This is a genomic window from Limosilactobacillus pulli (assembly GCF_947381555.1).
Taxonomy (GTDB): Bacteria; Bacillota; Bacilli; order Lactobacillales; family Lactobacillaceae; genus Limosilactobacillus; species Limosilactobacillus pulli.
The window spans coordinates 14,523-39,818 of sequence record NZ_CANCWQ010000001.1 but is presented as its reverse complement, the minus strand read 5'-3'; the positions used below and the strand labels follow the sequence as shown (position 1 = coordinate 39,818).

General features: G+C 48.4%; 24 protein-coding genes. All 24 read left to right on the top strand.

Annotation, left to right across the window (positions count from 1 at the left end; translation table 11 throughout):
* The first annotated feature begins 15 nt into the window (after nt 1–15).
* The 24 genes from QOS03_RS00195 (at nt 16) to QOS03_RS00080 (ending at nt 25,229) form a co-directional block, all read left to right on the top strand.
* Nucleotides 16–759, top strand: a complete 744-nt coding sequence (locus QOS03_RS00195; protein ID WP_272209283.1) for a Stp1/IreP family PP2C-type Ser/Thr phosphatase — start codon at nt 16–18, stop codon at nt 757–759.
* 5 nt (nt 760–764) lie between these two features.
* Complete coding sequence (gene pknB / locus QOS03_RS00190; protein WP_283574946.1) at nt 765–2,702, top strand: Stk1 family PASTA domain-containing Ser/Thr kinase; 1,938 nt, start codon at nt 765–767, stop codon at nt 2,700–2,702.
* Between the two features lie 12 nt (nt 2,703–2,714).
* Nucleotides 2,715–3,584 (top strand): ribosome small subunit-dependent GTPase A, encoded by an 870-nt coding sequence (rsgA, locus tag QOS03_RS00185; RefSeq protein ID WP_283574945.1) that lies wholly within the window; start codon nt 2,715–2,717, stop codon nt 3,582–3,584.
* A gap of 17 nt (nt 3,585–3,601) precedes the next feature.
* Nucleotides 3,602–4,255 (top strand): ribulose-phosphate 3-epimerase, encoded by a 654-nt coding sequence (gene rpe, locus QOS03_RS00180; protein WP_034540451.1) that lies wholly within the window; start codon nt 3,602–3,604, stop codon nt 4,253–4,255.
* Nucleotides 4,256–4,311: 56 nt separating this feature from the next.
* A complete protein-coding gene (locus QOS03_RS00175; protein ID WP_283574944.1) occupies nt 4,312–4,995 on the top strand; it encodes a thiamine diphosphokinase in 684 nt (227 codons plus the stop codon).
* A 116-nt stretch (nt 4,996–5,111) separates the two neighbouring features.
* Nucleotides 5,112–5,297, top strand: coding sequence for a 50S ribosomal protein L28 (gene rpmB, locus QOS03_RS00170; RefSeq protein WP_006499613.1), 186 nt, complete (start codon nt 5,112–5,114; stop codon nt 5,295–5,297).
* A 154-nt stretch (nt 5,298–5,451) separates the two neighbouring features.
* On the top strand, nt 5,452–5,817 hold the full coding sequence (locus QOS03_RS00165; RefSeq protein WP_006499614.1) for an Asp23/Gls24 family envelope stress response protein: 366 nt from the start codon (nt 5,452–5,454) through the stop codon (nt 5,815–5,817).
* Between the two features lie 24 nt (nt 5,818–5,841).
* On the top strand, nt 5,842–7,539 hold the full coding sequence (locus QOS03_RS00160; RefSeq protein WP_283574943.1) for a DAK2 domain-containing protein: 1,698 nt from the start codon (nt 5,842–5,844) through the stop codon (nt 7,537–7,539).
* An 85-nt stretch (nt 7,540–7,624) separates the two neighbouring features.
* A complete protein-coding gene (gene recG / locus QOS03_RS00155; RefSeq protein ID WP_283574942.1) occupies nt 7,625–9,655 on the top strand; it encodes an ATP-dependent DNA helicase RecG in 2,031 nt (676 codons plus the stop codon).
* A gap of 14 nt (nt 9,656–9,669) precedes the next feature.
* Nucleotides 9,670–10,698, top strand: a complete 1,029-nt coding sequence (gene plsX, locus QOS03_RS00150; RefSeq protein ID WP_283575025.1) for a phosphate acyltransferase PlsX — start codon at nt 9,670–9,672, stop codon at nt 10,696–10,698.
* A 49-nt stretch (nt 10,699–10,747) separates the two neighbouring features.
* Complete coding sequence (gene acpP / locus QOS03_RS00145; RefSeq protein ID WP_283574941.1) at nt 10,748–10,999, top strand: acyl carrier protein; 252 nt, start codon at nt 10,748–10,750, stop codon at nt 10,997–10,999.
* Nucleotides 11,000–11,089: 90 nt separating this feature from the next.
* Nucleotides 11,090–11,785 (top strand): ribonuclease III, encoded by a 696-nt coding sequence (gene rnc, locus QOS03_RS00140; protein ID WP_283575024.1) that lies wholly within the window; start codon nt 11,090–11,092, stop codon nt 11,783–11,785.
* A 16-nt stretch (nt 11,786–11,801) separates the two neighbouring features.
* On the top strand, nt 11,802–15,365 hold the full coding sequence (gene smc, locus QOS03_RS00135; protein WP_283574940.1) for a chromosome segregation protein SMC: 3,564 nt from the start codon (nt 11,802–11,804) through the stop codon (nt 15,363–15,365).
* Between the two features lie 20 nt (nt 15,366–15,385).
* A complete protein-coding gene (gene ftsY / locus QOS03_RS00130; protein WP_283574939.1) occupies nt 15,386–17,182 on the top strand; it encodes a signal recognition particle-docking protein FtsY in 1,797 nt (598 codons plus the stop codon).
* A 12-nt stretch (nt 17,183–17,194) separates the two neighbouring features.
* Nucleotides 17,195–17,536, top strand: coding sequence for a putative DNA-binding protein (locus tag QOS03_RS00125; RefSeq protein WP_033935160.1), 342 nt, complete (start codon nt 17,195–17,197; stop codon nt 17,534–17,536).
* A 323-nt stretch (nt 17,537–17,859) separates the two neighbouring features.
* A complete protein-coding gene (gene ffh, locus QOS03_RS00120; RefSeq protein WP_283574938.1) occupies nt 17,860–19,311 on the top strand; it encodes a signal recognition particle protein in 1,452 nt (483 codons plus the stop codon).
* Nucleotides 19,312–19,716: 405 nt separating this feature from the next.
* A complete protein-coding gene (locus QOS03_RS00115) occupies nt 19,717–20,100 on the top strand; it encodes a GntR family transcriptional regulator (protein WP_283574937.1) in 384 nt (127 codons plus the stop codon).
* Nucleotides 20,081–20,938, top strand: a complete 858-nt coding sequence (locus QOS03_RS00110; protein ID WP_283574936.1) for an ATP-binding cassette domain-containing protein — start codon at nt 20,081–20,083, stop codon at nt 20,936–20,938. Before QOS03_RS00115 ends, QOS03_RS00110 begins: the two co-directional genes overlap by 20 nt.
* A gap of 10 nt (nt 20,939–20,948) precedes the next feature.
* A complete protein-coding gene (locus tag QOS03_RS00105) occupies nt 20,949–21,695 on the top strand; it encodes a hypothetical protein (protein WP_283574935.1) in 747 nt (248 codons plus the stop codon).
* Between the two features lie 199 nt (nt 21,696–21,894).
* Complete coding sequence (gene rpsP / locus QOS03_RS00100; RefSeq protein WP_033935155.1) at nt 21,895–22,173, top strand: 30S ribosomal protein S16; 279 nt, start codon at nt 21,895–21,897, stop codon at nt 22,171–22,173.
* A gap of 12 nt (nt 22,174–22,185) precedes the next feature.
* On the top strand, nt 22,186–22,446 hold the full coding sequence (locus QOS03_RS00095; protein WP_033935154.1) for a KH domain-containing protein: 261 nt from the start codon (nt 22,186–22,188) through the stop codon (nt 22,444–22,446).
* A gap of 57 nt (nt 22,447–22,503) precedes the next feature.
* Entirely contained in the window at nt 22,504–23,013 is a 510-nt protein-coding gene (rimM, locus tag QOS03_RS00090; RefSeq protein WP_006499629.1) for a ribosome maturation factor RimM, read from the top strand.
* Complete coding sequence (gene trmD / locus QOS03_RS00085; protein WP_006499630.1) at nt 23,013–23,771, top strand: tRNA (guanosine(37)-N1)-methyltransferase TrmD; 759 nt, start codon at nt 23,013–23,015, stop codon at nt 23,769–23,771. The genes rimM and trmD overlap by 1 nt, the downstream gene beginning before the upstream one ends.
* Before the next feature lie 9 nt (nt 23,772–23,780).
* Complete coding sequence (locus QOS03_RS00080; protein ID WP_283574934.1) at nt 23,781–25,229, top strand: APC family permease; 1,449 nt, start codon at nt 23,781–23,783, stop codon at nt 25,227–25,229.
* The last annotated feature ends 67 nt before the right edge of the window (nt 25,230–25,296 follow it).

Sequence of the window (25,296 nt, the reverse complement as noted above, 5' to 3'; positions counted from 1 at the left end):
AGGGAACTTAGACCCATGAAAACAGCCTATCAATCTGATATTGGTCAACAGCGATCTGAAAATCAAGATCGCGTCGATAGTTTCACCACGAATTCTGGAAAGCAGCTGGATTTGGTTGCTGATGGAATTGGTGGCAATCGAGGCGGCGATGTAGCTGCACAAACGACTGTCCAGGCTCTCGGTCAGCGCTTCTTAAAGTCTGCGCCCAATGATGAGGCAGCTGCCAAACAGTGGCTTGCTGATCAGGTGCAGCAGATCAATGATCAAATCATTGACGAATCACGCAAGAATAAAAAATATCAAGGAATGGGGACCACTTTGGTAGCCGCCATTTTCTTTAATGATCAACAAAAAATCGTTGTTGCCAATATTGGCGACAGCCGTGGCTATATTATGCATCAAAACGTCTTGACTCAAGTCACGGTTGATCATTCCTTGGTAAATGAGTTAGTCAAGAACGGCGATTTAACCGAACAGGAAGCTGCCGTGTCACCACAGAACAATATTATAACCCGGGCAATTGGAATCTCTAATGACGCGCAGATCGATGTCAATGTGTTTCCGTTTGAGCCCGGTGATCAATTGCTAATGTGCTCGGATGGCCTGTCCAAAACTGTTGACAAACAGGAATTGACCCAGGTGCTGCAAAGCGATGCACCGCTGGAAGACAAGTGCAGCGTTTTGGTTGAAAAAGCCAATGCAGCTGGTGGTCCGGACAATATCACCGTTCTGATCAGCCAAAATGATCAGGAGAGATAAAATCAATGAAATCCGGATATGAGCTTAATCACCGGTATAAGATAATCAAATCGCTGGGTGAGGGCGGCATGGCCAATGTCTACCTGGCTCACGATCTGGTGCTGGATCGCGATGTCTCGGTCAAACTATTGCGCTTGGACCTGCGCGATGATCCCAGCACTAAACGCCGCTTTGAACGAGAAGCCATGGCGGCCACGCAGCTCAACGATCCCCATATTGTGGGTATCTATGACGTTGGCGAGGAGCATGGCATCCAATACATGGTTATGGAATATGTTAAGGGGACTGATTTGAAGACCTATATTCAGGATCACTACCCAATTCCATTGCCGCAAGTCATCGATATCATGGAGCAAGTCTTAGCCGCGGTACAGACGGCCCACGCCAATGGTATTATTCACCGCGACCTTAAGCCGCAAAATATCTTAATCGATGACAATAAAAATATTAAAATTACGGATTTTGGGATCGCCATGGCGGCATCGCAAAATTCAATGACACAAACCAACAGCCTGCTGGGTTCGGTACATTACCTTTCACCAGAGCAGGCACGCGGCAGCATTGCAACGCCGCAGTCAGATATTTATTCTTTGGGAATTATTTTATTTGAGCTTTTGACCGGCCAAGTACCGTTTGAAGGCGAAACGGCGGTATCGATTGCATTAAAACACTTCCGCGATGAGATTCCCTCAGTACGCAAATTCAACCCACAGATTCCGCAGCCCTTGGAAAATGTGGTCTATCGTGCTACGGCCAAACACCCTTGTGATCGATATCAAGATGTAGCGGCAATGGCGGCTGACCTGCAGACCTCGCTGGATCCGTCACGTGCCAATGAGCCTAAGTACGTCGTTGGTCAGCAGTCCAGCAACGAAGAGACCAAGGTATTGGATCTTAACGCCATCAAAGAAGCTGCTGATCAACAAGCAGCCAGTGCCCAAAAAGTTGATGACGACACCAAACAGCTGACGCCGACTCGGCAAAGCCGTATGAAGCGTACCATCCAGCGACATCCTATCCGCAAGTGGGCGGTCGTGATCGTGGTGGTATTGGCCTTGATCGGTGCCGGGGTCGGGATGTACATGCATCGAACGGTCACGATTCCTGATGTCGATGGTTTGACTACGGCGCAGGCTGAAAAAAAGCTGCAGGCGCATCACCTGCGCCTAGGCAACGTTACCGAAAAGACCAGTCAGACGGTATCCAAAAATCATGTGGTCAAGGTGGCCGGCAACAAGCGTCATGCGCATGCCGGTCAATCGGTTGATCTGATTGTCAGCCGCGGCGTCAAAACCTGGAAGATGGCTGATTACGTTGGCGACAACTATTCGGATACGGCCGATGAATTGCGTGACAAAGGCTTTGTCGTTAAACAGACCAGAAAGTACTCTGATACTGTCGCAACTGGCAAGGTCATCAAGCAAAGCGTCAGTTCCGGTACGACGATTAATCCCAGCCAACAGACGGTTACGCTGACGGTCAGTGCCGGCAAAAAGCAGATTACGATTCCAAACTTTAAGGACAAGGACATCAGCGAGGTACAGGATTTTGCCAATAAGCATCAGCTGCAGCTGACGACAACACAAAAGAACTCAACGACCGTCGCAACCAACCATGTGATTCAGCAGACGCCAAAAGCAGGCGGCAAACTGACGCATGGCGATACGCTGACCGTTCAGATTGCCAGCAATTCTGATGAGCTGCGTACCACTAACATTCAAATCAATATTCCGTTTGATAGCAGTGGCGGCAAAAAAGAAAATCGGGTACAGGTATATATCCGTGATGCCTACCACAATCTGACAATGGAATATCAAGACATTACCATCAACCAAGAAACAACGATCAACGTACCATTTACGCTGCGTAGTGGCCAGACCGGTGCCTACCGAGTAATTCGCAACGGTCAGACGATTATGAGCGCGACGAATATTACAGGATAGTTGAGGTGCAAAGTGCAACAAGGAATCATCCAACAATCGCTCAGCGGCTTTTTTGACGTGCTTGCCGACGGTACGGTCTTTCGCACGCGTGGCCGTGGCAACTTTCGCAAGCGCGGCATCAAGCCGATCGTAGGCGATCAAGTCGAGTTTGAAGATGGCTATTTGCTAAAGGTATTGCCCCGCAGAAACCAATTGCGGCGGCCGCCAGTAGCCAATGTTGATCAGGCTGTCGTGGTTACGGCTGCCAAACAACCCAAGTTTTCCAGCAACTTACTGGATCGTCAGCTGATTGCTTTAGAAAAACAAGCCATTGAACCCATCATCTATTTTTCAAAAACTGATCTGTTAAGTGATGATGAATGGCATGAGCTGCAGCCAGTCTTAAACGGCTATCGCCAGATCGGCTATGCAGTGATTGCCCAACGCCAGCCGTTTGGTAAAGAATCACTGACTCAGCTCCAGCAGCTGCTCAGTCATCATATCGTTACGATGATGGGTCAGACCGGGGCTGGCAAATCAACGCTTTTAAATCATCTGGCACCGGAATTGAATCTGGCAACGGGTGAGGTTTCACAGGCCTTGAAGAGAGGACGACACACCACGCGCAAGGTCAGTCTGTTGCATGTCGGCGAAGCCTTGATTGCCGATACGCCAGGCTTTTCTTCTTATGAAGACTTTGACATGGATGTCACGGAACTGCCAAAACTGTTTCCAGAAATGCGGCAATTGGCCCCAGAATGCAAGTTTCGCGGCTGCCTGCATCTAAAAGAACCTGGCTGTGCCGTGAAGAACGCGGTTGAGCATGGTACAATAATGAAGAGCCGGTATGACAATTACGTTCAGTTTAATGATCTGATTGTCAGCCAAAAACCAAACTATTGAAACGAGGGAATAGGATTATGATTAAAGTAGCTCCATCGATTTTGAGCGCCGATTACATGAATCTTGAAAAAGACATCAAGCTGGTTGACCAAGCTGGTGCCGAAGAACTGCACATTGACGTGATGGATGGTACGTTTGTTCCAAGTATTTCTTACGGACCTGGTTTTGTTAAGGCCATCCGCCAGATTACGGACATGTACCTGGATGTTCACATGATGGTTCAAAACCCAGAACACCTGATTCCAGCAATGGCTGAAGCAGGTGCCGACAACATTGGCGTGCACGTTGAAGCAACGCCGCATATTCACCGTGCGCTGCAGCTGATCAAAAACGCCGGCAAGGATGCTGAAGTCGTTATCAACCCAGGTACGCCGGTTGAAATGATCAAGCCGGTCCTGCACATGGTAGACCAAGTCTTGGTTATGACGGTCAACCCAGGTTTTGGTGGTCAAAAGTTCTTGCCAGAAACGGTTGCCAAGATTGCTGAATTGGATGCCATCAAGAAGGCTAATGGCTACGACTTTGATATTGAAATCGACGGTGGGATCAACAATGAAACAGTTGTTGACTGCTACAAGGCCGGGGCTACGGTTGCCGTTGCTGGTTCCTACGTCTACAATGCTGAAGACCCACTGGCTCGCATTCAAGCACTGCGCGACGCTACCAAGTAATCAGAACAAAAACGTGACGAAGAAATTCGTCGCGTTTTTTTAGAGGATAATCATTAATGGACGAAAAAATCAATATCATGGTGGGCGGACCAGAAACTCTGATTCCCTATGATCAAGTTGAAAAAAGACGTTCTGAGACCTGGCTGGGAGTTGATCTAGGTGCCACTCGCCTGCTTGAGCACGGCATTGTTCCCGCGTATGCAGCGGGCGACTTTGACTCCAGCACGCCTGAGCAGCTGGCTAGAGTGCAAGCTGCAGTGCAGCAAGTAGACATCTACCCACCAGAAAAAGACTATACTGATACTCAGATTGGGATTTTACTGGCGATGAAACATTATCAGCCGGCATCAATTACGATCTGGGGGACTACGGGTGGCAGGCTCGATCAATTGTTGGCCAATCTGTATACGCCATTAATGGATCCATATCGTCAGTATCTGGATCGAATTCATCTGATTGATCGGCAAAATACGGTTGATTTTTATGAGCCAGGTAGTTATGAGATTCATAAGGTGCCCCAGATGCCATATCTGGCGTTTGTCAATCTGACGCCGGTCACGGGGTTGACGCTGCCGGATGAAAAGTACAATCTGGATCATTTTGACAGCTCGCTGCCCATCTCATGGTCCAGCAACGAGTTTGTCGGAACGGTCAATCATTTTTCTTTTGATAGTGGTATCATGGCCGTTATTCAAAGTCGTGATGCCTATTCACAGGGGCCTTTGCAAGGTGTCAAGTGAAAATACTTGAAAGAAAACTATTGCATTGAAGGCCCCCCTATGGTAAATTATTTAGGTGAGTTACAGCGCGCACCTCAGCGCGGAGAAAATAACTGATGAGGAGAGGAGGGTTCCACATGGCTAAGGATTTCATGACCGGTAAGCGGACGCGCTTCGGCAACAAGCGTTCACACGCCCTTAACTCAAGTCGTCGTACCTGGAAGCCAAACCTGCAAAAGGTTACCATTTTGGTAAATGGCAAGCCAAAGAAGGTTTACGTTTCAGCACGTACCCTGAAGTCGGGTAAAGTGACTCGGGTTTAGTCCAAAAACATAGGCTGTCCGCCTTGCGGGCGGCTTATTTTTTTGTCGATAGATTCAAGCAATGTGGGCTACTTTGCTTTTTGACATTGCTGTGCTATGGTAAGATGATAGAGATATCAACTTGATGACAAACGATTAAGGGAGGCCATTGAAGATGGCAGTTAAGATTAAAACAAAGTCTGGCACGATCGATATTGCTAATGATGTGATCTCAACGGTCGTAGGCGGCGCCGCTACCGATAACTATGGCGTGGTAGGCATGGCCAGTCGCAATCCATTGAAGGACGGCGTCAACCAGATTCTGCGGCATGACAGCTATAGCAAGGGCGTTGTTGTTCGTCAGCAAGACAATGGCGTTTCCGTTGACGTTAACATCATTGTTGGCTATGGCACGAAGATTTCAGAAGTGTCCAAGAGCGTCCAAGAAAAGGTCAAGTACAACCTCGAATCCATGCTGGGCGTCACGGCCAATGCGGTCAATGTATACGTTCAAGGCGTTCGCGTTTTGGGCGATGATTAAGACGTGCCACGGGAGGAATTGATTTTGACAGTTACCAAGATTACTAATCTTGAATTTGGTAAGATAGTTCAAGCGGCAGCCGCCAAACTGAACGCTCAAGCCGAATTTATTAATTCATTGAATGTATTCCCGGTTCCGGATGGTGATACGGGAACCAACATGAGCATGTCAATGGCCAGCGGTGCCAAGTATGAACGTGATGCCACCAGCACCAGCGTTGGCGATTTGGCGCAAGCATTGGCAAAGGGCCTTTTGATGGGTGCACGGGGCAATTCCGGCGTGATCCTGTCACAGATTTTCCGTGGCTTTGCTAAGGGATGTGCTGACAAGCAGGAATTATCGGCCAAGGATTTTGTTGATGCTTATGCCAACGGTGCCCAAACGGCTTACAAAGCAGTCATGAAACCGACGGAAGGGACGATTTTGACGGTTGTTCGCGAATCGGCTCAGGCTGGTTTGAACGAGGTTAAGGCCGGTAATGAGGATCTGGTTGACATCATGGAAAAAATCTATGATGCCAGCGAAGCAGCCTTGCAAAAGACGCCTGATCTGTTGCCGGTTCTAAAAGAAGTCGGCGTAGTTGATTCTGGTGGCCAGGGGTTGGTATTCGTGCTGCAGGCATTTTATGAATCATTAAGCGGCAAGGTAGTCGAAAACGACCTGGCTAAGCCTGATAATGCGCAAATCGACGAGATGATCAATGCCAAGCATCACCAAAGTGCGCAAGGCAAGCTTAATCCTGACGACATCAAGTATGGCTACTGCACGCAGATGATGGTGCGGATCGGTCGCGGTAAGCAGGTCACGCAAAAGTTTGACTACGATACCTTCTATAACTATCTGGCCAAGCTAGGTGACAGTCTGCTGGTAATCAATGACGATGAGGTCGTTAAGGTTCACGTCCACACTGAATTCCCTGGCAAGGTACTTTCCTGGGGTCAGCAGTTTGGTGATCTGCAAACGGTCAAGGTCGACAACATGCGCTGGCAGCAAGAGGAGATCATGGAAAAAGACGAAGGTGAGCCAACGCCGCTGGAAAAGGCCAAGGAAGCTGAAAAGCCGGCTTTGGATACGGCAGTGATTGCTGTAGCCTCCGGTGATGGGATTGCCAAGCTTTTGGAAAGTCTTGGCGTTACCCACGTGATCAATGGTGGTCAAACCATGAATCCAAGCATTCAAGAAATTGCCGAAGCCATCAATGAAAGTGGTGCCAAGCAGGCGCTGGTACTGCCAGATAATGGCAATATCTTCATGGCGGCTGACCAAGCTGCTGAGGTGGCCGACATTCCGACTAAAGTTGTGCATGCCAAGACGATTGCACAAGGCATGAGCGCAATGCTGGAATTTAATCCAGAGGCAGATCTGGAAGAAAATCAGGCTAACATGGAAGGCAACCTGGATACCGTTAAGAGTGGTGAAGTTACCAACGCAGTGCGCGACACTACGATTGATGGTCAAACGATTAAAAAAGACGACTTCATGGGCATCGTAGACGGCAAGATCATCAACACGGCCGCTGACGTTAAGACGGCGGCAATTGAAATGGTCAAGCAGATGCTGGATGAAGACAGCGAGATCGTAACGATTCTTTACGGGGTCGATGGCGATAAAGAGACTGCTGAAGCTATTAAAGAAGCTATTCTGGATGTTGATGATGAATTGGATGTCCAGATCTACGATGGCGGACAACCAGTCTACCCATACCTGATCTCCGTTGAATAAATATCAGCGCTGAATTGGCGTAATCAAGTCGTGTCGTCAGCAGGCGGCACGACTTTTTAGCTACTAAGAAAAAGGGGGCATTTTCTTGAAGAGTCTGCAGGATCCGGTCGCAAGCATCAAAGGGGTCGGGCCTAAAACGGTTGAGAATCTGGCAACGCTGGACATCAAAACGGTTGAGGACCTGCTGACGTACTTTCCATCACGTTATGACGACTTTGCCCCAACTGATCTGAGTGTTGCTAAAGATCGTCAAAAAGTTACGGTTCATGGTACGGTAACATCTGAACCGATTTTGACGCGCTATGGCTACCGCCGCAACCGCTTGAGCTTTCGGCTGCTGGTTGATCGCAACGTGGTCATGACGACCTTTTTTAATCAGCCATACTTAAAGAACAGTGCGATTTTAAATACGCATGTCACCGTAATGGGCAAATGGGATGCCGCACGCCAGCAGATTCTGGGTACCAAGCTGATCACACAAGGACACGAACAGGAGCTGGGTGCGATTTATCCGGCCAACAAGCATGTTTCACAAAAAACATTGCGCAAATTAATCAAACAGGCCTACGATCAATATAAAGACGTAATCGCTACGTTGTTGCCGATTTCGCTGCGTCAGCGCTATCAGTTGATGGAGCGCCGTGAAATGATCAGACAGATGCACTGGCCAACCACGCCCTTTGTTGCTAAGCAGGCCCAAAAAGCAGCTGCCTATGAGGAATTTTTCTTATTTCAGCTGCGGCTCCAGGCGATTCGCAAGGCACACCGCCAAACTGATGGCAACCAGATTTTGTATAATAATCAAGAACTCAAGGAATTCATCAAAACGATTCCCTTTGAGCTGACTGACGCGCAGAAACGCTCGGTCAACGAAATCTGTCGTGATCTGCGCGCACCTTATCAGATGAATCGACTCTTGCAAGGTGACGTAGGATCAGGCAAGACGATCGTGGCTGCTCTAGCAATCGCAGCCACGGTCAATGCTGGCTATCAGGCTGCTTTAATGGCACCAACTGAAATTTTAGCAGCTCAGCATGCCGCCAAACTGGCCCAAATTTTTGAAGGTACGCACGTCAATGTAGGCCTTTTGACCGGTTCGATGACGGCCAAACAGCATCAGCAGCTGGTTGATCAGATCAAATCCGGTACCGTTAACCTAATCGTGGGGACGCATGCTTTGATTCAAGACAAGGTCGACTATGCCAATCTGGGACTGGCCATTATCGATGAACAGCACCGATTTGGGGTTCGCCAACGTCAGCTCCTGCGCGAAAAAGGCAATAACCCTGACGTATTGGCAATGACGGCCACGCCGATTCCGCGGACGCTGGCAATTACGACTTATGGTGAGATGGATGTTTCGATCATTGATCAATTACCGGCAGGACGCAAGCCGATCGAAACGCGCTGGCTGCGAGAGAATCAAAGCGGCGCGGCACTGTCGTTTTTAAAAGAGGAATTGGCTAAAGGTGCCCAAGTCTATGTGGTCAGTCCATTGATCGAGCAATCGGAGTCAATCGATGTACAAAACGCTACTGACTTATATGAAAAGTTTGCTGAATATTTCGCGCCTGACTATCAGGTTGGCTTACTGCATGGCCGTATGAGCAGCGATGAAAAAGCCGCGGTTATGGAAAAATTCAAGGATAATCAGCTACAGGTACTGGTCGCAACGACGGTTATTGAAGTCGGTGTCGACAACCCGAATGCCTCAGTGATGCTGATCTATGACGCGGATCGCTTTGGCTTGGCCCAATTGCATCAATTACGCGGCCGAGTTGGTCGTGGTCAGCGGCAGAGCTATTGTTTGCTGATTGCCGATCCTAAAACCGAAGACGGTCAGACTCGGATGCAGACAATGACCGAAACCACGGATGGCTTTGAAGTGGCGCAGCGTGATCTTGAACTGAGAGGCTCAGGCGACGTTTTGGGCACCAATCAATCAGGGCTGCCACAATTTAAGGTTGGCGATCCGATCGGTGACTTAAAGATGCTGCAGACGGCCCGGGCTGATGCCGGAGCACTTTTGGATACGCCGCATTGGGATGAAAAAGACGAGAATCAGCCGCTGGTACTATATCTCAGACGCCATCAGCTGGAAACGCATTTTGATTAAGGAGAGAAAATATGATTAAAATTGCCGTAGATGCCATGGGAGGCGACCACGCCCCCCAGGCAATCGTTGCCGGAGTTGAAGCCGCACGCGATCAGTATTCGGATCTGGAGTTTGATCTGTATGGCGATCCGCAAAAAGTTGCGCCACTGATTAAAGACAAGACGCGGCTGCATTTGATTGAAACCACCGAAGAAATTGAAATGGGCGAGGAACCAGTGCGGGCCATTCGCCGTAAAAAAGACTCATCAATCGTTCGTGCTGCTCAAGCCGTTAAGGAAGGCAAGGCCGATGCGTTCTTTTCTGCTGGCAATACCGGCGCCATCTTAGCATCGGGACTTTTGATCGTTGGTCGCATCAAGGGGATCGATCGTCCTGGACTGACCAGCGTTTTGCCAATTGTTGAGCCGGGCAATGATCGTCACAGTTTTGTCTACCTTGACAGTGGTGCCAATGCAGAGGCCAAGGAGCGCAATCTGGTTCAATACGCGCACCTGGGCCGTTTCTATGCCGAAAGCGTGCTGGGCGTCAAGAATCCGCGCGTGGCTCTGCTTAATAATGGTGCCGAAGAAGACAAGGGTGATCGACTGCATAAAGAGGTTCACCAGCTGCTTAAGGCAGAGGATAACTTAAACTTCATCGGCAACGTGGAAGCTGGCGAGCTGTTGGCAGGCAAGGCGGATGTCGTAGTCAGTGACGGCTGGACGGCCAATGCGGCTTTAAAGGCCACCGAGGGAACTGCCAAGATGTTTTTGAAGCTGATTAAAAACGGAATCTTAAATGGCGGTCTGCGGGCCAAGCTGGGCTATTTGTTCTTAAAGCCGGTTTTTAAAAACATTGCCAAACAGATGAGCACGTCAACTTATGGTGGGGCCGTATTGTTGGGTCTTAAGGCACCAGTCGTTAAGACTCATGGCTCGGCTGATGAAGTAGCGGTTAAAAATACGATCGGTCAGATTCGCACCATGATTCAAACGGGCGTTATCAAAGAGGCCGTTGACTACTTCAGTCCCGAGGAAAACATGGACAATCAAGCCAAAAACTAATACAATAGGAAAAGTTAGTTCAAATTAAAATTGTGAGGTAGAACAGACGATGGATAAAAAGGAAATCTTTGACAAGGTCTCATCAATCGTAGCCGATCACTTTGACATTGATCGGGCCAAAATTACGGAAGACCTGAACTTAAAGACCGACCTGGATGCCGATTCCATTGACTTTGTAGAATTCGTTCTGGAAGTCGAGGACACTTTTGGTGCTGAAATCGAAGACGGCGAAGCCGAAAAGCTCAGCACGATCGGTGAAGTGGTTGATTACATCGCTGCCCATCAACAGGACAAAAAATAAGCAAAATCACCGGGACCGCGATGAAGCATTACTTTGTCGGCGGTCTTTTTTTCCAAAGATTTTCGATCAAACAGAAAGGAAGTTTTCCCCATTAAGGAATTAGAAGACTATCTTGCCAAGGAGTTTGGCATTCATTTCAACAACCCAGATCTGCTGGCGGAGGCCTTTACGCAGGCTTCATACGTTAATGAGCATCCACACCAGGGGCTCAAGTACTATGAACGAATTGAGTTTTTAGGCGATGCCGTTTTGCAGCTGTTTGTCTCTGAATATATCTACAAGCGTTTCCCTAAGCTGCCACAGGGCAAACTGACACGACTACGAGCAGCAATGGTATGTGAGGACAGTTTTTCCAAGTTTGCCAAGGAATGCCATTTTGATCAATACATTCGGCTGGGCCATGGTGAAGAGATGGCCGGTGCACGTCAGCGGGCCAGCCTATTGTGTGACATTTTTGAATCGTTTATTGGTGCGCTGTACCTAGATCAAGGCCGTGATGCCGTCGAAAAGTTTATTCATCGTGTTATCTTCCCTAAGCTGGACATGGGCTGGTTTGATCATGCCGTTGATGCCAAGACCAGTCTGCAGGAATTCTTGCAGCGCAATGGGGATGTCGACATTGAATACCATCTCTTGAGTGAAGAAGGTACCGAAAACGATCCACAGTTTAAAGTCAGCGTCAGTGTGAATGGCAAGCCAATCACACAAGGCATTGGCAGCTCCAAGAAGCATGCTGAAATGCAGGCGGCCCAGGCAGCTTTGAATCAGCTGCGCAAAAACAACTAAAAGGCAGGGAATCCCGATGCGCTTATTGTCGCTTACGTTGGATGGCTTCAAGTCATTTGCCCAACCAACAACAATTGAATTTCGCCCAGGAATGACCGGGATTATTGGTCCCAATGGTAGTGGTAAGTCAAACATCATCGAGGCTATTCGCTGGGTTTTGGGTGAACAGTCAGCCAAGACCTTGCGAGGCAACAAAATGGCAGATGTCATTTTTAATGGTTCTGAAGACCGGGCACCGTTGAATCGGGCTCTGGTTTCGATTGCTTTTGACAACAGCGACCACTACTTGAACAGTGACTTTTCTGAACTTAAGATCACGCGCAAGCTGTATCGCAACGGCGACAGCGAGTATCTGATCAACAATCAGCAGGTCCGCTTGCGAGATATCGTTGATCTGTTTGTTGACTCTGGCGTTGGTCGTGAGTCGTTTTCTGTGATCTCACAAGGCCGCATTGCCGAGATTTTTAATGGCAAGCCAACCGATCGCCGTGCCATCATCGAAACGGCGGCTGGTGTATCAAAATACAAGCAAAACAAGGCAACGGCTGAAAAACGATTGGATACCACGCGTGAAAATCTGAACCGCGTCAACGACATCGTATCCGAACTGGAAGATCAATTGGAACCGCTAGCCGAACAGAGTGCCTTGGCTCAAGATTATCTGGAGCAAAAGGGCAAGTTTGATCTGTTGGACAAAACCAAAACGGTCCGCCAGCTGGATGCTGGTCAGACAGCCCTAAAACAGGTTGTCGCCAGACAGGAAAATTCACAATCAATGGCAGCCGAATATGATGAGCAGGCTAAAGCGGCTGCCCAAAAACTGGCGCAGCAACAAGCACAGCAAAAACGGCTGTTAACGGTCAAAGACGAGCTGCAGCAAAAGATCCTGGATGCCACTACGATGATCGGCAAGCTCAACAGCAAACAGTCGCTTTCATCAGTTCGCCTTGAGCAGCGTGAGAATGAAAAGCAACGTTTAATGGCTCAGCAAAATGAGCTTGAAGCACAGCTTGCTGAAACAAATCACACGCTGAAATCGCAAAACGAGTCGATTGCCAAACAACAGCAGTCTATCAAAGAGCATCAAAAGGCGCTAAACGAGGCCAAGTCGCAAAGTGCCGAACAGCGCTCGCAACAGTTGGCTCAGCAACTGGAAAATATGCGTGATCAGCAGGTTGATCTGTTGCAAAAACAGGCAACGGCTCGCAACCAGCAGACTTTTTTAAAGCGCAGTCATGAACAGGCGCTCAGTCAGTATCAACAGTACAGCGACGAATTGAAGAATATCCAAGAACGTCTGCAGACCGCTCAGCAAAATGCTGATCAACAGGCCCAGACCGTTTCAAATGCCCAAAGCGTATTGGTACAAAAAACGGCTCAGCTCAATCAAGAACGCAGTCAGCAAAGTCAGCTGCAGCAGCAATATGAACATATCCAGCAAGCATGGTATCAAGTACTGGGCGACGTTAGATCCTGTAAGGCGCGCGTCAACAACTATCAAGCTATGGCTGCTGATTACACTGGTTACTACAGTGGTGTTCAAAACGTCTTAAAGCGGCGTCGGCAGTTTAATGGCCTGTTTGGTCCAGTCAGTGAGCTGATCAAGGTACCGCAAGAATACACAACGGCTCTGGAAACAGTGCTGGGTGGACAATTACAGCATCTGGTCGTAGCCACGCAAAACGATGGTAAGCAGATCATCAATTATCTGGTTAGACAGCGTGGCGGTCGGGCAACGATTCTGCCACTGGATACGCTCCGTGGCGGCTATCAGCCAAGAAATCTAGATCGCCTGCGGGCGCTGCCAGGCTTCGTCGGTCGGGCCAGTGAACTGATTCAATATGATCCACGTTTCCAGGTCGTCATCGATCATTTATTGAGCAATACGATCGTGGCTGATAATCTTGACCATGCCACGCAGCTCGCCAAGGCCGGCCAGCATCAGGTTCGCGTGATTACACTGGATGGTCAGCTGATCAATACCAGCGGTGCCATGACCGGTGGGGCCAGCCGCAGTCAGCGGATTGGTTTGTTGAGCCAGCAGCAGATGGTCGAAAAGATGAAACAAGAGCTGCAGGCCCAACAGCAGCGTGCCAGTGAATTAGAGCAAAAGGTTAGACAGCTCGAACAGGCTCGTCAAAGCAACCAGCAGACCCTTGCCAGTCTTCAAAATGAGACGGCCCAGGCCAATCAGCAGCTGAATGAGGCGAAGGCCAATCAGCAACTGGCCGACAGTCAGCTGGCTGAACTCAAGCGCCAACTTAAGGCGTTAGATTACCAAGCCAATGCAGCCGGCAATCCAGAACAGTTTGAACGCGAAATGTCTACGGCCAAAGAAAACGAGCAGCAGCTGGCTGATCAGTTGGTGCAGCTAAAGGCCGATATGGAAAAGATCAAGCAGCAGCAAAGTGATCTGCAAAACAACGCCAGCGCGCAGCTTGAGCAGCTCCATGAAATGCAGCAATGGCTGGCCGTGGCACGGGAACGACTGCGCCAGGCTAAAGAACAGGCAGCTGAGCTTGAAGAACGCAGCCAGGATATTGAAAAACGTTTGGCTGAGCTCAAGCAGCAGCTGCAGTTACTGGATGAGAATGATCAGCAGCAGGCCGATGATCGTCAAACGACGGCCGCGGCCTTAAAAGAAACTGAACAGCAGCTGCAGGATGCGCAAAAGCAGCTGGAAAGCTGTGATGAAAAACTAACAACGCTAAATGATCAGCTGCAGGACGCCAATGAGCAAAATGATCGGCTACAGGCCTTGCAACGGGCAGCTATCGAAGACCTTTCTGGCATCAAGGCGCAGCGGGCACGTCTGGAGATGAGAATTGACCAGGGCCTGAATCGTTTGAGTGAGACTTATTCAATGACGCTGGCTGATGCCAGACAGGAACTCAGTCCATTGAGCGATGACGAGCTGAACCGTCAGCTGAAGCTTTTGAAGCGCGGTCTAGACGAACTGGGACCGGTCAATACCGGAGCCATTCAGGAATATGAACGGATTTCAGAGCGCTACGACTTCTTAACCAATCAAAAAGCCGATTTGGAAAAGGCTCGCGATCAGCTGCAAGAAACCATGAATGCCATGGATGAACAGGTTAAGACGCGCTTTGTTAAGACGTTTAAGGAGGTCTCAGCCGCTTTTGCCGAAACGTTCGCTACAATTTTTGAGGGTGGTCAGGCTAAATTGGTACTGACGGATCCAGATGACGTTTTGACTAGCGGGGTGGACATTATGGCCCAGCCGCCTGGCAAGCGTAACCAACAGCTGAGTCTGCTTTCTGGTGGGGAAAAGGCACTGACAGCGATTGCTCTGCTGTTTGCCATCTTAAAGGTGCGGCCGGTGCCATTTGCCATTTTAGATGAGCCCGAAGCTGCTTTGGATGAGGTTAACGTTGATCGATTTGCCAAGTATCTGGGGCGTTTCGGTGAGGATGGACCACAGTTTATCGTGATTACGCACCGAAAAGGGACCATGATGAATGCCAACGTTTTGTATGGGGTCACCATGCAGGAGTCCGGGGTTTCCAAGATGGTTTCGGTTGACGTACAAGAAGCGTTGAATGGCGAAGATCAGAACTAGATTAGAAAGAAGGCGCAATAATGGGATTATTTGATATTTTTCGTCGCAAGTCCAAGCATAAAAAAGAAGCAGTACCGGAATCCGCGGCTAGCGAAAATGCTGAAAGCCAAGCTGCGGCTAGCGAAAGTACAGTCGCTGAAACTGTAGCCAGTGAGAGTGCTGCAACTGAAAGCGAAACTACTGAAAACGCAGCAAGCCAAGCATCAGTAGAATCTGCAGTCAGTGAGGTCGCTTCAGCATCTACTCAGCCAGCTGACCAGGCTGATGAAAAAGATGCGGCAACGACTGCAGCCATGCAAAAATCCGCTGCAATTGCCGAAAAACAGGCGGCCCAGTCTGATGCAGCACGTAAAGAGGCTCAAGAAGCAGCCGAACAAGCTCAATCACAGGCTGCTCAACAAAGTGCTGCTGCGGCCAAAGAACAGGCCGCTCAGTCTGATGCAGCACGTAAAGAAGCCCAAGAAGCAGCCGAACAAGCTCAATCACAGGCTGCTCAACAAAGTGCTGTTGCGGCCAAAGAACAAGCGGTCCAATCAGCTCAATCAGTTACTGAATCGGCAGCTAGTGATGAAGCAGTGGCATCAAAACAGGCACAGTCAGCAGTTGCTGAAAAGGTACAAGCAGTTGAGTCAGAAGCTAATGATGAAAACAAATCAACGGTTGAAACCAATGAAGTTGCATCAGTAACCGATACTGTTACAAGTGAGACTGCGGATGTAACCGAAAAAGCATCAACTCAAAGCGAGGCTAGCGAAGCAGCAGAACAGTCGGCTGACGTTACGAAAGATAAAGCAACTGAGGCTGATGATGACAAAAACACGGAGAGTGATTCACAAGCTGTCGCAGCTGGAAACGAAACGGAAAGTCAGACTGAAGAATCGACGACTGAAAAGTATGATCGCGGTCTGAAAAAGTCACGGACCGGTTTTGGAGCCAAATTGAACCACTTCTTGGCTAATTTCCGTCACGTTGATGAGGATTTCTTTGAAGATCTTGAAGACCTCTTGATTGAATCCGACGTTGGCTATGATATGGCAATGAAGATCTCTGATGAACTGCGTGAAGAGGTTAAGCTACAAAATGCCAAGAGCAAGCAGGATGTCTCCAACGTCATCATTGAAAAGATGGTTGATCTTTATGAGGACGCGGGGATTGATGAAAATCCCGACCTCAACTTTGCAAAAGAAGGTCCAACTGTCATCATGTTCGTCGGGGTCAATGGTGCCGGTAAGACCACGACAATCGGTAAGATGGCCAAGCGCTTCAAGGATGAAGGCAAGCGCGTGCTGCTGGCAGCTGGTGATACGTTCAGAGCTGGGGCTGTTGAGCAGCTGGACGTTTGGGCTAAGCGTGATGGCGTTGATATCGTTATGGGCCCGGCCAATGGTGATCCAGCCGCAGTTGTCTTTGACGGTGTCAAGAAGGCCAAAGAAGAGAACTATGATATTTTACTGGTTGATACGGCTGGCCGACTGCAAAATAAAGTCAATCTGATGAACGAGCTGGCTAAAATGAAGCGGATCATGGCGCGTGAGATTCCGGATGCACCGCATGAAGTGCTATTGGTTTTGGATGCCACGACTGGTCAAAATGCCTTGAACCAAGCCAAACTGTTTAAGGAAAGTACTGATGTTTCCGGCATCGTCTTGACCAAACTGGATGGTACGGCGCGTGGTGGGATCGTGCTGGCGATTAGAAATGAGCTCCATCTGCCGGTTAAGTACGTTGGTCTGGGCGAAAAGGTTACCGACTTGCAGAAGTTTGATGCTGGCGACTTTGTCTACGGACTGTTCAAAGGTCTGGTTGTCGAAAAATAAGAGGTGCTGGCCGTGGATATTGAAAAAAACGAGCGTATCAACGCACTGTTTGAGTTCTACCAGCCACTGCTGACCAAAAAGCAGAACGAATATATTCAGCTCTATTATGCCGACGACTATTCGCTTGGCGAGATTGCCGAAGAATTTGAGGTTTCGCGGCAGGCAGTCTATGACAACATCAAGCGGACCGAAAAAATTTTGGAAAGCTATGAGGACAAATTGCACCTCTATGCTGATTTTGAGATGCGCAATCGCCAGGCGGATCGGATTCAACGCTATGTCAAGGAGCATTATCCAGATGATGCCGAATTGAATAATCTGATTGCCAATATGGAAAACATGGAAGAAGAATAAATCAAGCTGGTCGACTCGGATTGAGTTGACCAGCTTTTTTGATTGATATTGCTACAGCAGCCTAGAACACGAATATTTGCTTGTTTTGTCGTTTGGGATCTGATTAAGGTCTCAGAACGTGATCAGAATAGTTTAAGTACTGATTGAATGGTCTAAGTTAGCGCGATGCAGCTTAGGACACGGGTGGAATGGCTAAAAGATTTATAACTCACTGCCAAGTAGTTTATAATGATAAAATCTTTTTGTTATAATAGAAACTGTTTGAACTATAAATTAACCTCATCGGCTGCATTTGCTCGGCCTGATGAAAAGAGGAGTAAAAAATGGCATTTGAAGGATTGACTGATCGTCTGCAAAAGGCGATGGAAAAACTGCGGCGCAAGCCCAAAGTGACGGAGGCCGATCTGCGCGAAACCATGCGTGAAATCCGGTTGGCACTTTTGGAAGCCGACGTTAACTTTGCCGTTGTTAAGGACTTTGTCAAAACGGTTCGTGAAAAGGCCGCCGGAGCCGAGGTACTCAAGGGCTTAAATCCTGCTCAGCAGATCGTTAAAATCGTTAATGAAGAATTAACCAAGCTGATGGGTGAGGAAGCCGTACCGCTGAACAAGGCACCACACATTCCAACCGTAATCATGATGGTCGGATTGCAAGGTGCTGGTAAAACGACGACGGCCGGTAAAATGGCATTGCGTCTGAAAAATGAAGAAAACGCCCGACCAATGTTTATCGCGGCCGACGTTTACCGACCAGCCGCAATTACGCAGCTGCAGCAGGTTGCTGATCAGATTGGCGTACCAGTTTTTGAGGAAGGAACCGAAAAAGATCCCGTTGACATTGTTAGAGACGGGATGGAGCAGGCCAAGCAGAATCATAACGACTATGTAATCATCGATACGGCTGGGCGGCTGCAGATTGACGAGCAGCTGATGGACGAGCTGGTCAATATTAAACAGCTGGTTAATCCAAATGAAATCCTACTGGTTGTCGATGCCATGACTGGTCAAAACGCGGTCAAGACGGCTGAAGGGTTCAACGATAAGCTGGATATCACTGGCGTTGTTTTGACCAAGCTGGATGGCGATACCCGTGGTGGGGCGGCCATGTCGATTCGGGCGGTTACTGGCAAGCCAATCAAGTTTGTCGGTGAGGGTGAAAAGATGGAAGATCTCGATGTCTTCCATCCCGACCGGATGGCCTCACGAATTTTGGGCATGGGGGACATGATGACCCTGATCGAAAAGGCCCAAAAGAACTTCGATGAGGAAAAAGCCCAAGAAACCATGGACAAGATGCGCGCCAACGAGTTTGACTTCAACGACTTTTTGGAGCAGATGGATCAGGTTACCAAGATGGGTCCGCTGGAAAATATCTTAAAGATGATGCCAGGGATGGCCAACAATCCGGCTTTGAAGAACATCAATATTGATCCTAAGCAATTTGCCCACATCAAGGCCATCATTTTGTCAATGACGCCTGAAGAGCGAGAAAACCCTGATCTGATGAACCCAAGTCGGCGGCGACGTCTGGCAGCTGGTTCTGGTCGGCCGATTGTTGAGGTTAACCGGATGATCAAGCAATTCAACCAGATGCGCAAGATGATGAAGCAGGTTACCAACGGCAATTTTGGTGGTCTGCAGAACATGATGGGCGGTCAGATGCCTGGCATGGGCGGCAAGATGGGTCAAATGGCGATGAATCGCATGGCTCGGCAAGCCAAAAAGCGGCAGCAGCAAAAACTGCGGAAGCTGCGCAACAAGCACAAGCGCCGCTAAAATATGGTTTTGGTTTGGTGACTTTCTTTATTCAGCCAAGTTAAAAACCAATCACGAATAACTTAATTCAAACCCTGTCTCAACTGCGAGGCAGGGTTTTTAATTTGTCCAAAAAATTTGCTACAGCATTGGATAACCAAAATCACCAGCAGCTGTAATTGATGCCCAGAAAGTTCAGCTGCTAGTTAGTTGTTGGTTACTCATTGAGTCGGCTCAAATTGAAAATGGATCTTGAATGATGCACGAACTGATAATTCTGGATCATCAAAAGCCTTATGGGACAAGCGTTTTGCTTAATTAGCAGCAGATATTTTTTATTTGGTACTTGCAAAAAAACAAAGCTTTGGTATTATTTAGTTAGTTACTTATGTAATTGACCAAGGAGATAAATAGGGAGGTCTGGTCATGCAGTTTGAATTTGACCAAACGGAGCCAATCTATCAACAGATTGCTGATCAATTGGAAGACATGATCTTTACCGGTCTGTTGAAGGAAGGAGAGCAGGCGCCTTCAACTACGCAGCTTTCTCAAGAGCTGCACATCAATCCGGCGACCGTGCTCAAAGGCATGCGACAGCTGGTTGATCGGGGGCTGTTAGAAAAGCATCGCGGCTTGGGAATGTTTGTAGCAGCGGGAGCTCAAGCCAAGATAGTTGAAGAACGTAAAGACACATTTTATGAAAACTATATTAAAAGCCTGCTGGAAGAGGCCAGCAAGCTGGGAATCACTGAAGAGCATCTACTCGAATTGATCAAACGGGGGTATCAAGATGGAACTATTAAAGGTTAGCCAACTTACCAAAAAATATGGGCGGCAGACGATTTTGGACGATATCAGTCTGACGCTTTCGCCGGGTAAGATTTACGGGCTGTTGGGGCGCAATGGAGCTGGCAAGTCAACGCTATTGAATCTGATCGTTAATCGAATCCTGCCAAACAGCGGTACGATTAAGCTGGGGAATGATGATATCAATGATAATGACGCGGCATTAACGCAGTTTTATCTGATGAGCGAGGTCAATCTCTATCCTAAGCACGTGACTTTAAAACAAATGTGGGAAATGGCGGATCTTTCTTATGGCAGCTTTAATTTTAATCGGGCACGGCGGCTGTTAAAAGAATTTGATATTCAAGACGAGAACGTAAAACTGAGTAATCTTTCGACCGGTCTGCAGACGGCGGCTAAGCTGATCGTGGCATTATCGGTCAACGCTAATTATGTTTTCTTGGATGAACCGATTCTGGGACTGGATGCCAACCATCGCGACGTTTTTTACCAAGAACTGCTCAAGGCTTATGAAGAAAACGTCAAGACCTATGTGTTGTCAACGCACCTGATTGAGGAGATCCAGCAGCTGGTTGAGCACATCTTTATTCTGGATAATGAAAAGATTACCGTTGACGCCGATGTGGATGATCTACTAGGCGAAATGTTTGTAATCAGCGGTCCGGCAATGCTGGTTGAAGAGTACGTTAAGGATCAAAACGTATTGGGAACGCGCAGTCTAGCTGGCATCAAGACCGCGTTCGTACGTGGCGCGCTGAGTGAAGAAAAGGAGATTCCGGATCAGATTCAAATCAAGCATCCGGACCTGCAGCAGGCTTTTATCTATCTGACGAAGAAGTAGGGGGAGCATTATGATTTCAGCAAAACAAAAACTCGTGATTCGAACTGACCTATACCGCTGCGGCAGGGGCTTTGTGATTGCCGCAATCTGGCTAGCCGCAATTCAAGCTTTCTTTGCCATTGTCAACTTGATCTTTGGAGGAATTGGCTTTGGTGACTTATTGGATGATCTACGCGGGATCTTTAGCGGCTGGACGTTTATTGCCAGCGTTACGCCATTTGTTTATTTCTTGATCACGCCATACAGCAATTTTAAATGGACGATTCAAAACGGTATCTCACGCAAGACTTTGTGGCGCTCGCAAATGATCAGCGCCGTAGTAATCACACTGATCCAAGAATTGGCAATTATTATTTTCAACTTCTTGGCAAACGGTTCGCTATCTGAGAAAATCATCTACAATAACTCGATTTCAATTTGGTGGGGGCTGTTGTTTGAGCTGTTGCTGCTGTTTGAAACGACGATGACGGCAACGGCAATCGGTTACTTCTTTGGCTTGCTCAGTCGGAAATGGAAGCTTATCGTAGCAATCGGTGGCCCAATTTTGGCAATGTTTGTCATTTACTATCTGATGCTATTTTTAAGTAAACTGGGTATCTTTGAACTCATCGGCGCCAACTGGTCGATCAATCTGACTGGCCAAGCTGCCGAAACGGCTATTATCGTGACATTGATCACCTGCGTGGTTGTCTGGACGCTATTGATGATGCTGGTCTCACGCATCAGTGCCAAACACATGCAGCTGCGGCGCGACTAATCATTAAATGATCCCTACCTATCAATCAGGCGGGGATTTTTTATTTAGCTTGTATTATATTTTAGAAATTTTGATAGACTATTATTGATGCAGCAATGTTTTTGAAAAAAGTTTAGCCTGTCAAGAAAAAATACTTTACATTCACTTGAATGACTGGTATATTATTAGCTGTTAGAAAAAATCAAGGAGGTGTGAATCAATGTCAGTAAAGATCCGTTTAAAGCGTATGGGTTCTAAGAAGCGCCCATTCTACCGTATCGTGGTTGCCGACTCACGTTCACCACGTGATGGCCGTTTCATCACGACGCTGGGTACTTACAACCCACTGACCACTCCAAAGGAAGTTAAGTTCGACGAAGACGCCGTTATGGACTGGCTGCAAAAGGGTGCCCAACCTTCAGATACTGTTCGCAACATGTTCCAAAAAGCTGGTATCATGAAGAAGCTGCACGAAGCCAAGTACGCTTCCAAGAAGTAGTGGTAAATAGTCATGACTGAGACAAATCTAGAGACACTGATTCGTACCCTGGTCACGCCGTTGGTCAAGCATCCGGATGCAGTTCGCATCACCGAATCAGAGACTGATCGGTATCACCGGTACGTCCTCGACGTTCATCCGGCTGACGTCGGTCGCGTGATTGGTCGGCAGGGACATGTTGCTTCCGCACTGCGTACCGTAGTCGAAGGCATGCGTTCTAAGCGGCCCAACTCTAAGAAAGTCCGGTTGGTGATTAATGACCATCGACATTAAATAAAAACTCCCACACCAACTCTGTGGGAGTTTTTCTATTATTCGGAGGATTTTTAAATGCAATATTATAATGTTGGTAAAATCGTCAATACGCATGGAATTCGCGGCGAGGTTCGCGTGATTGCCACGACTGATTTTCCTCAAGAGCGTTTCCAAAATGGCGCGGTCCTTTATCTAAAGCAGTCTGCCGGTGAGCCATTACGCCTGGAAGTTGCCGGCGCGCGTCAGCATAAGGGAATGTGGCTGGTTAAGTTTAAAGGCTATGACAATATCAATGACGTGCAGAGCTTCCGTGACCACGAATTGATGGTAACTGAAGACGAACAGCAGCCATTAGAAGAGGGTCAGTACTACTACCATCAAATCATTGGCTTGACGGTTAAGACGCTGGAAGGACGCGAATTGGGCGTAATCAAAGAGATTCTTTCGCCAGGTGCCAATGACGTCTGGGTCGTCAAACGAACCGGTCAAAGCGATCTTTTATTGCCGGTAATTGATGATGTTGTCAAAAACGTTGATCTGGACAAGGGCGAAGTCGACGTTGAATTAATGGAAGGACTGGAATAATGCGAATTGATGTTTTAAGTCTGTTTCCGGACATGTTTAAGCCAACGTTGGGTCAGTCAATCGTGGGGCGGGCTCAGGATGATGGTTTTTTGGATATTCATGTAACTGATTTTCGTCATTTTACAACCGACAAGCACAATCATGTCGATGACGCGCCGTTTGGTGGTGGTGCCGGCATGCTGCTGCAGGCTCAGCCGATTTTTGATGCGATGGCGGCAATTGATGAAGAAGCTCAAAAAGAAAACTATCCGAAAGGCCGTGTCATCTTAATGGATCCAGCTGGGCGCAAGTTCGATCAAGACTACGCTCAAGAACTGGCCCAAGAAGAACACTTGACGTTTATCTGCGGTCACTATGAAGGTTATGATGAACGAATTCGCCAGCTGGTAACCGATGAAGCCTCGCTAGGTGACTACGTGCTGACCGGTGGTGAATTGGCGGCCATGGTTATGATTGATGCCACGGTGCGATTCGTGCCAGGTGTCTTGGGCAATATGTCTTCTTCAATGGGCGACTCGTTCAGCAATGGGCTGCTGGAATATCCTCAATACACGCGGCCAGCTGAGTTTCGCGGGATGAAGGTACCAGAAGTGCTGACCAGCGGCAATCATGAAAAAATTCGGCAGTGGCGGATGTATCAATCGTTAAAGCGCACCTGGGAACGCCGCCCCGATCTGATTGAACAGGCCAAACTGTCCCGCGAGCAGCAGATTATGCTTCAAGACATTAAATTGGGTGAAGACCCAACGATGCAGTAGGCGACGCGCATGATTAAGAATAAGTTTTTAAAACGACTGCTGGCTAAAGAAGATCCAACCGTCTATCAACTCAAGGATGCATCGCTGGAGCCTTCATTGACGACTTTGGATCTGATCGGTCTGGGGACGGGGATGGTCGTGGGGACGGCGATCTTTACTCTGCCAGGGATCGTAGCTGCTGAACATACCGGACCAGCCGTGCCATTGGCGTTTATCGTGGCGGCGATCGGAGCGGGGCTTTCCGCTTTGGCCTACGCGGAAACGGCCTCAGTGCTGCCGTTTGCCGGTTCGGCGTTTTCTTGGATGAACGTTTTGTTCGGCGAGTTTTTTGGCTGGATCGCGGGCTGGGCGCTGCTGGCGGAATATTTTATCTCCGTAGCGTTCGTTGCCTCGGGCTGGTCGGCGTATATGCAGGGCTTTTTGGGCAGTTTCGGCGTTAAATTGCCAGTTGCACTGACTGGTGGCTTTAATCCGGCTAAGGGCTCGTATGTCGACATTTTGGCGGCGATGGCGATATTGATTGTCGGCTGCTTGATCGCACGTGGCATTCATCAGGTCAGTCGCGTCGAGAATACGATCGTGGCCGTCAAGCTGATCGTGATTATCATGTTTGTCGTAATTGGCGCGACTGCCATTCATCCACAAAACTATGTACCGTTTATTCCCACACACCAGCCAGGAACGACTTTCGGAGGCTGGCAGGGGATCTTGGCTGGCTCTTCGCAGATTTTCATCGCCTATGTGGGCTTTGATGCAATTGCGGCCAATACTGCTGAAACCAAGGATCCTCAACACACGATGCCCAAAGGATTGATTGGCACGCTGCTGTTGGGAACAAGCTTTTTCATTGCCGTTTCGCTGGTTTTAGTGGGGATGTTTAAATACAGCCGCTATGCCAATAATGCCGAACCGGCTGCCTGGGCACTGCGGCATTCAGGTCATTATTTAACGGCCAACCTGCTTTCGGTAGTAGCCTTGATTGGGATTTTTTCAGCTTTGATCGCAATTCTGCTGGCCTCATCGCGTCTGATTTATGCGTTCGGACGGGATGGTCTGCTGCCAAGCCGGCTGGGTCATATTGATGATAAGCACGTTCCCGATCACGCATTATGGCTGATCACGGTGCTGGCGATGATTCTCGGCTCCGTATTTCCATTTACTTTTTTGGCGACGCTGGTTTCGGCCGGGACCTTGATTGCCTTTATCTTTGTCTCGTTGGGAATCTATGCGTTAAGGAAACGGGAAGGCGTCGACCTGCCGGAAGCCAAGTTTAAGATGCCGGGCTATCCGGTTTTGCCAGCCATCTCGGTTGTCTATTCAATCGTTATTTTTGCTGGTTTGAATATTGATGCCAAACTGCTGATGATTGGCTGGTTCGTTATTGGTTTGATAATCTACTTTGCCTATGGAATCAAGCATTCAAACCTGAATCAGCAGTTTAAAAAGGTTGTCAAGTGATTTAACCTTGCAGTCGTTAGGGGAATATGTTATATTATGTCTTGGCTTTTTATGGCCATAACAACGG

Coding starts and splice junctions, on each gene's coding strand:
- QOS03_RS00115 (WP_283574937.1), top strand. CDS start 19,717: ATGCAGTTTGAATTTGACCAAACGGAGCCAATCTATCAACAGATTGCT.
- ftsY (WP_283574939.1), top strand. CDS start 15,386: ATGGGATTATTTGATATTTTTCGTCGCAAGTCCAAGCATAAAAAAGAA.
- QOS03_RS00175 (WP_283574944.1), top strand. CDS start 4,312: ATGGACGAAAAAATCAATATCATGGTGGGCGGACCAGAAACTCTGATT.
- QOS03_RS00080 (WP_283574934.1), top strand. CDS start 23,781: ATGATTAAGAATAAGTTTTTAAAACGACTGCTGGCTAAAGAAGATCCA.
- acpP (WP_283574941.1), top strand. CDS start 10,748: ATGGATAAAAAGGAAATCTTTGACAAGGTCTCATCAATCGTAGCCGAT.
- QOS03_RS00165 (WP_006499614.1), top strand. CDS start 5,452: ATGGCAGTTAAGATTAAAACAAAGTCTGGCACGATCGATATTGCTAAT.
- ffh (WP_283574938.1), top strand. CDS start 17,860: ATGGCATTTGAAGGATTGACTGATCGTCTGCAAAAGGCGATGGAAAAA.
- rpsP (WP_033935155.1), top strand. CDS start 21,895: ATGTCAGTAAAGATCCGTTTAAAGCGTATGGGTTCTAAGAAGCGCCCA.
- QOS03_RS00110 (WP_283574936.1), top strand. CDS start 20,081: ATGGAACTATTAAAGGTTAGCCAACTTACCAAAAAATATGGGCGGCAG.
- rpmB (WP_006499613.1), top strand. CDS start 5,112: ATGGCTAAGGATTTCATGACCGGTAAGCGGACGCGCTTCGGCAACAAG.
- pknB (WP_283574946.1), top strand. CDS start 765: ATGAAATCCGGATATGAGCTTAATCACCGGTATAAGATAATCAAATCG.
- QOS03_RS00105 (WP_283574935.1), top strand. CDS start 20,949: ATGATTTCAGCAAAACAAAAACTCGTGATTCGAACTGACCTATACCGC.
- QOS03_RS00195 (WP_272209283.1), top strand. CDS start 16: ATGAAAACAGCCTATCAATCTGATATTGGTCAACAGCGATCTGAAAAT.
- smc (WP_283574940.1), top strand. CDS start 11,802: ATGCGCTTATTGTCGCTTACGTTGGATGGCTTCAAGTCATTTGCCCAA.
- rpe (WP_034540451.1), top strand. CDS start 3,602: ATGATTAAAGTAGCTCCATCGATTTTGAGCGCCGATTACATGAATCTT.
- trmD (WP_006499630.1), top strand. CDS start 23,013: ATGCGAATTGATGTTTTAAGTCTGTTTCCGGACATGTTTAAGCCAACG.
- rimM (WP_006499629.1), top strand. CDS start 22,504: ATGCAATATTATAATGTTGGTAAAATCGTCAATACGCATGGAATTCGC.
- QOS03_RS00095 (WP_033935154.1), top strand. CDS start 22,186: ATGACTGAGACAAATCTAGAGACACTGATTCGTACCCTGGTCACGCCG.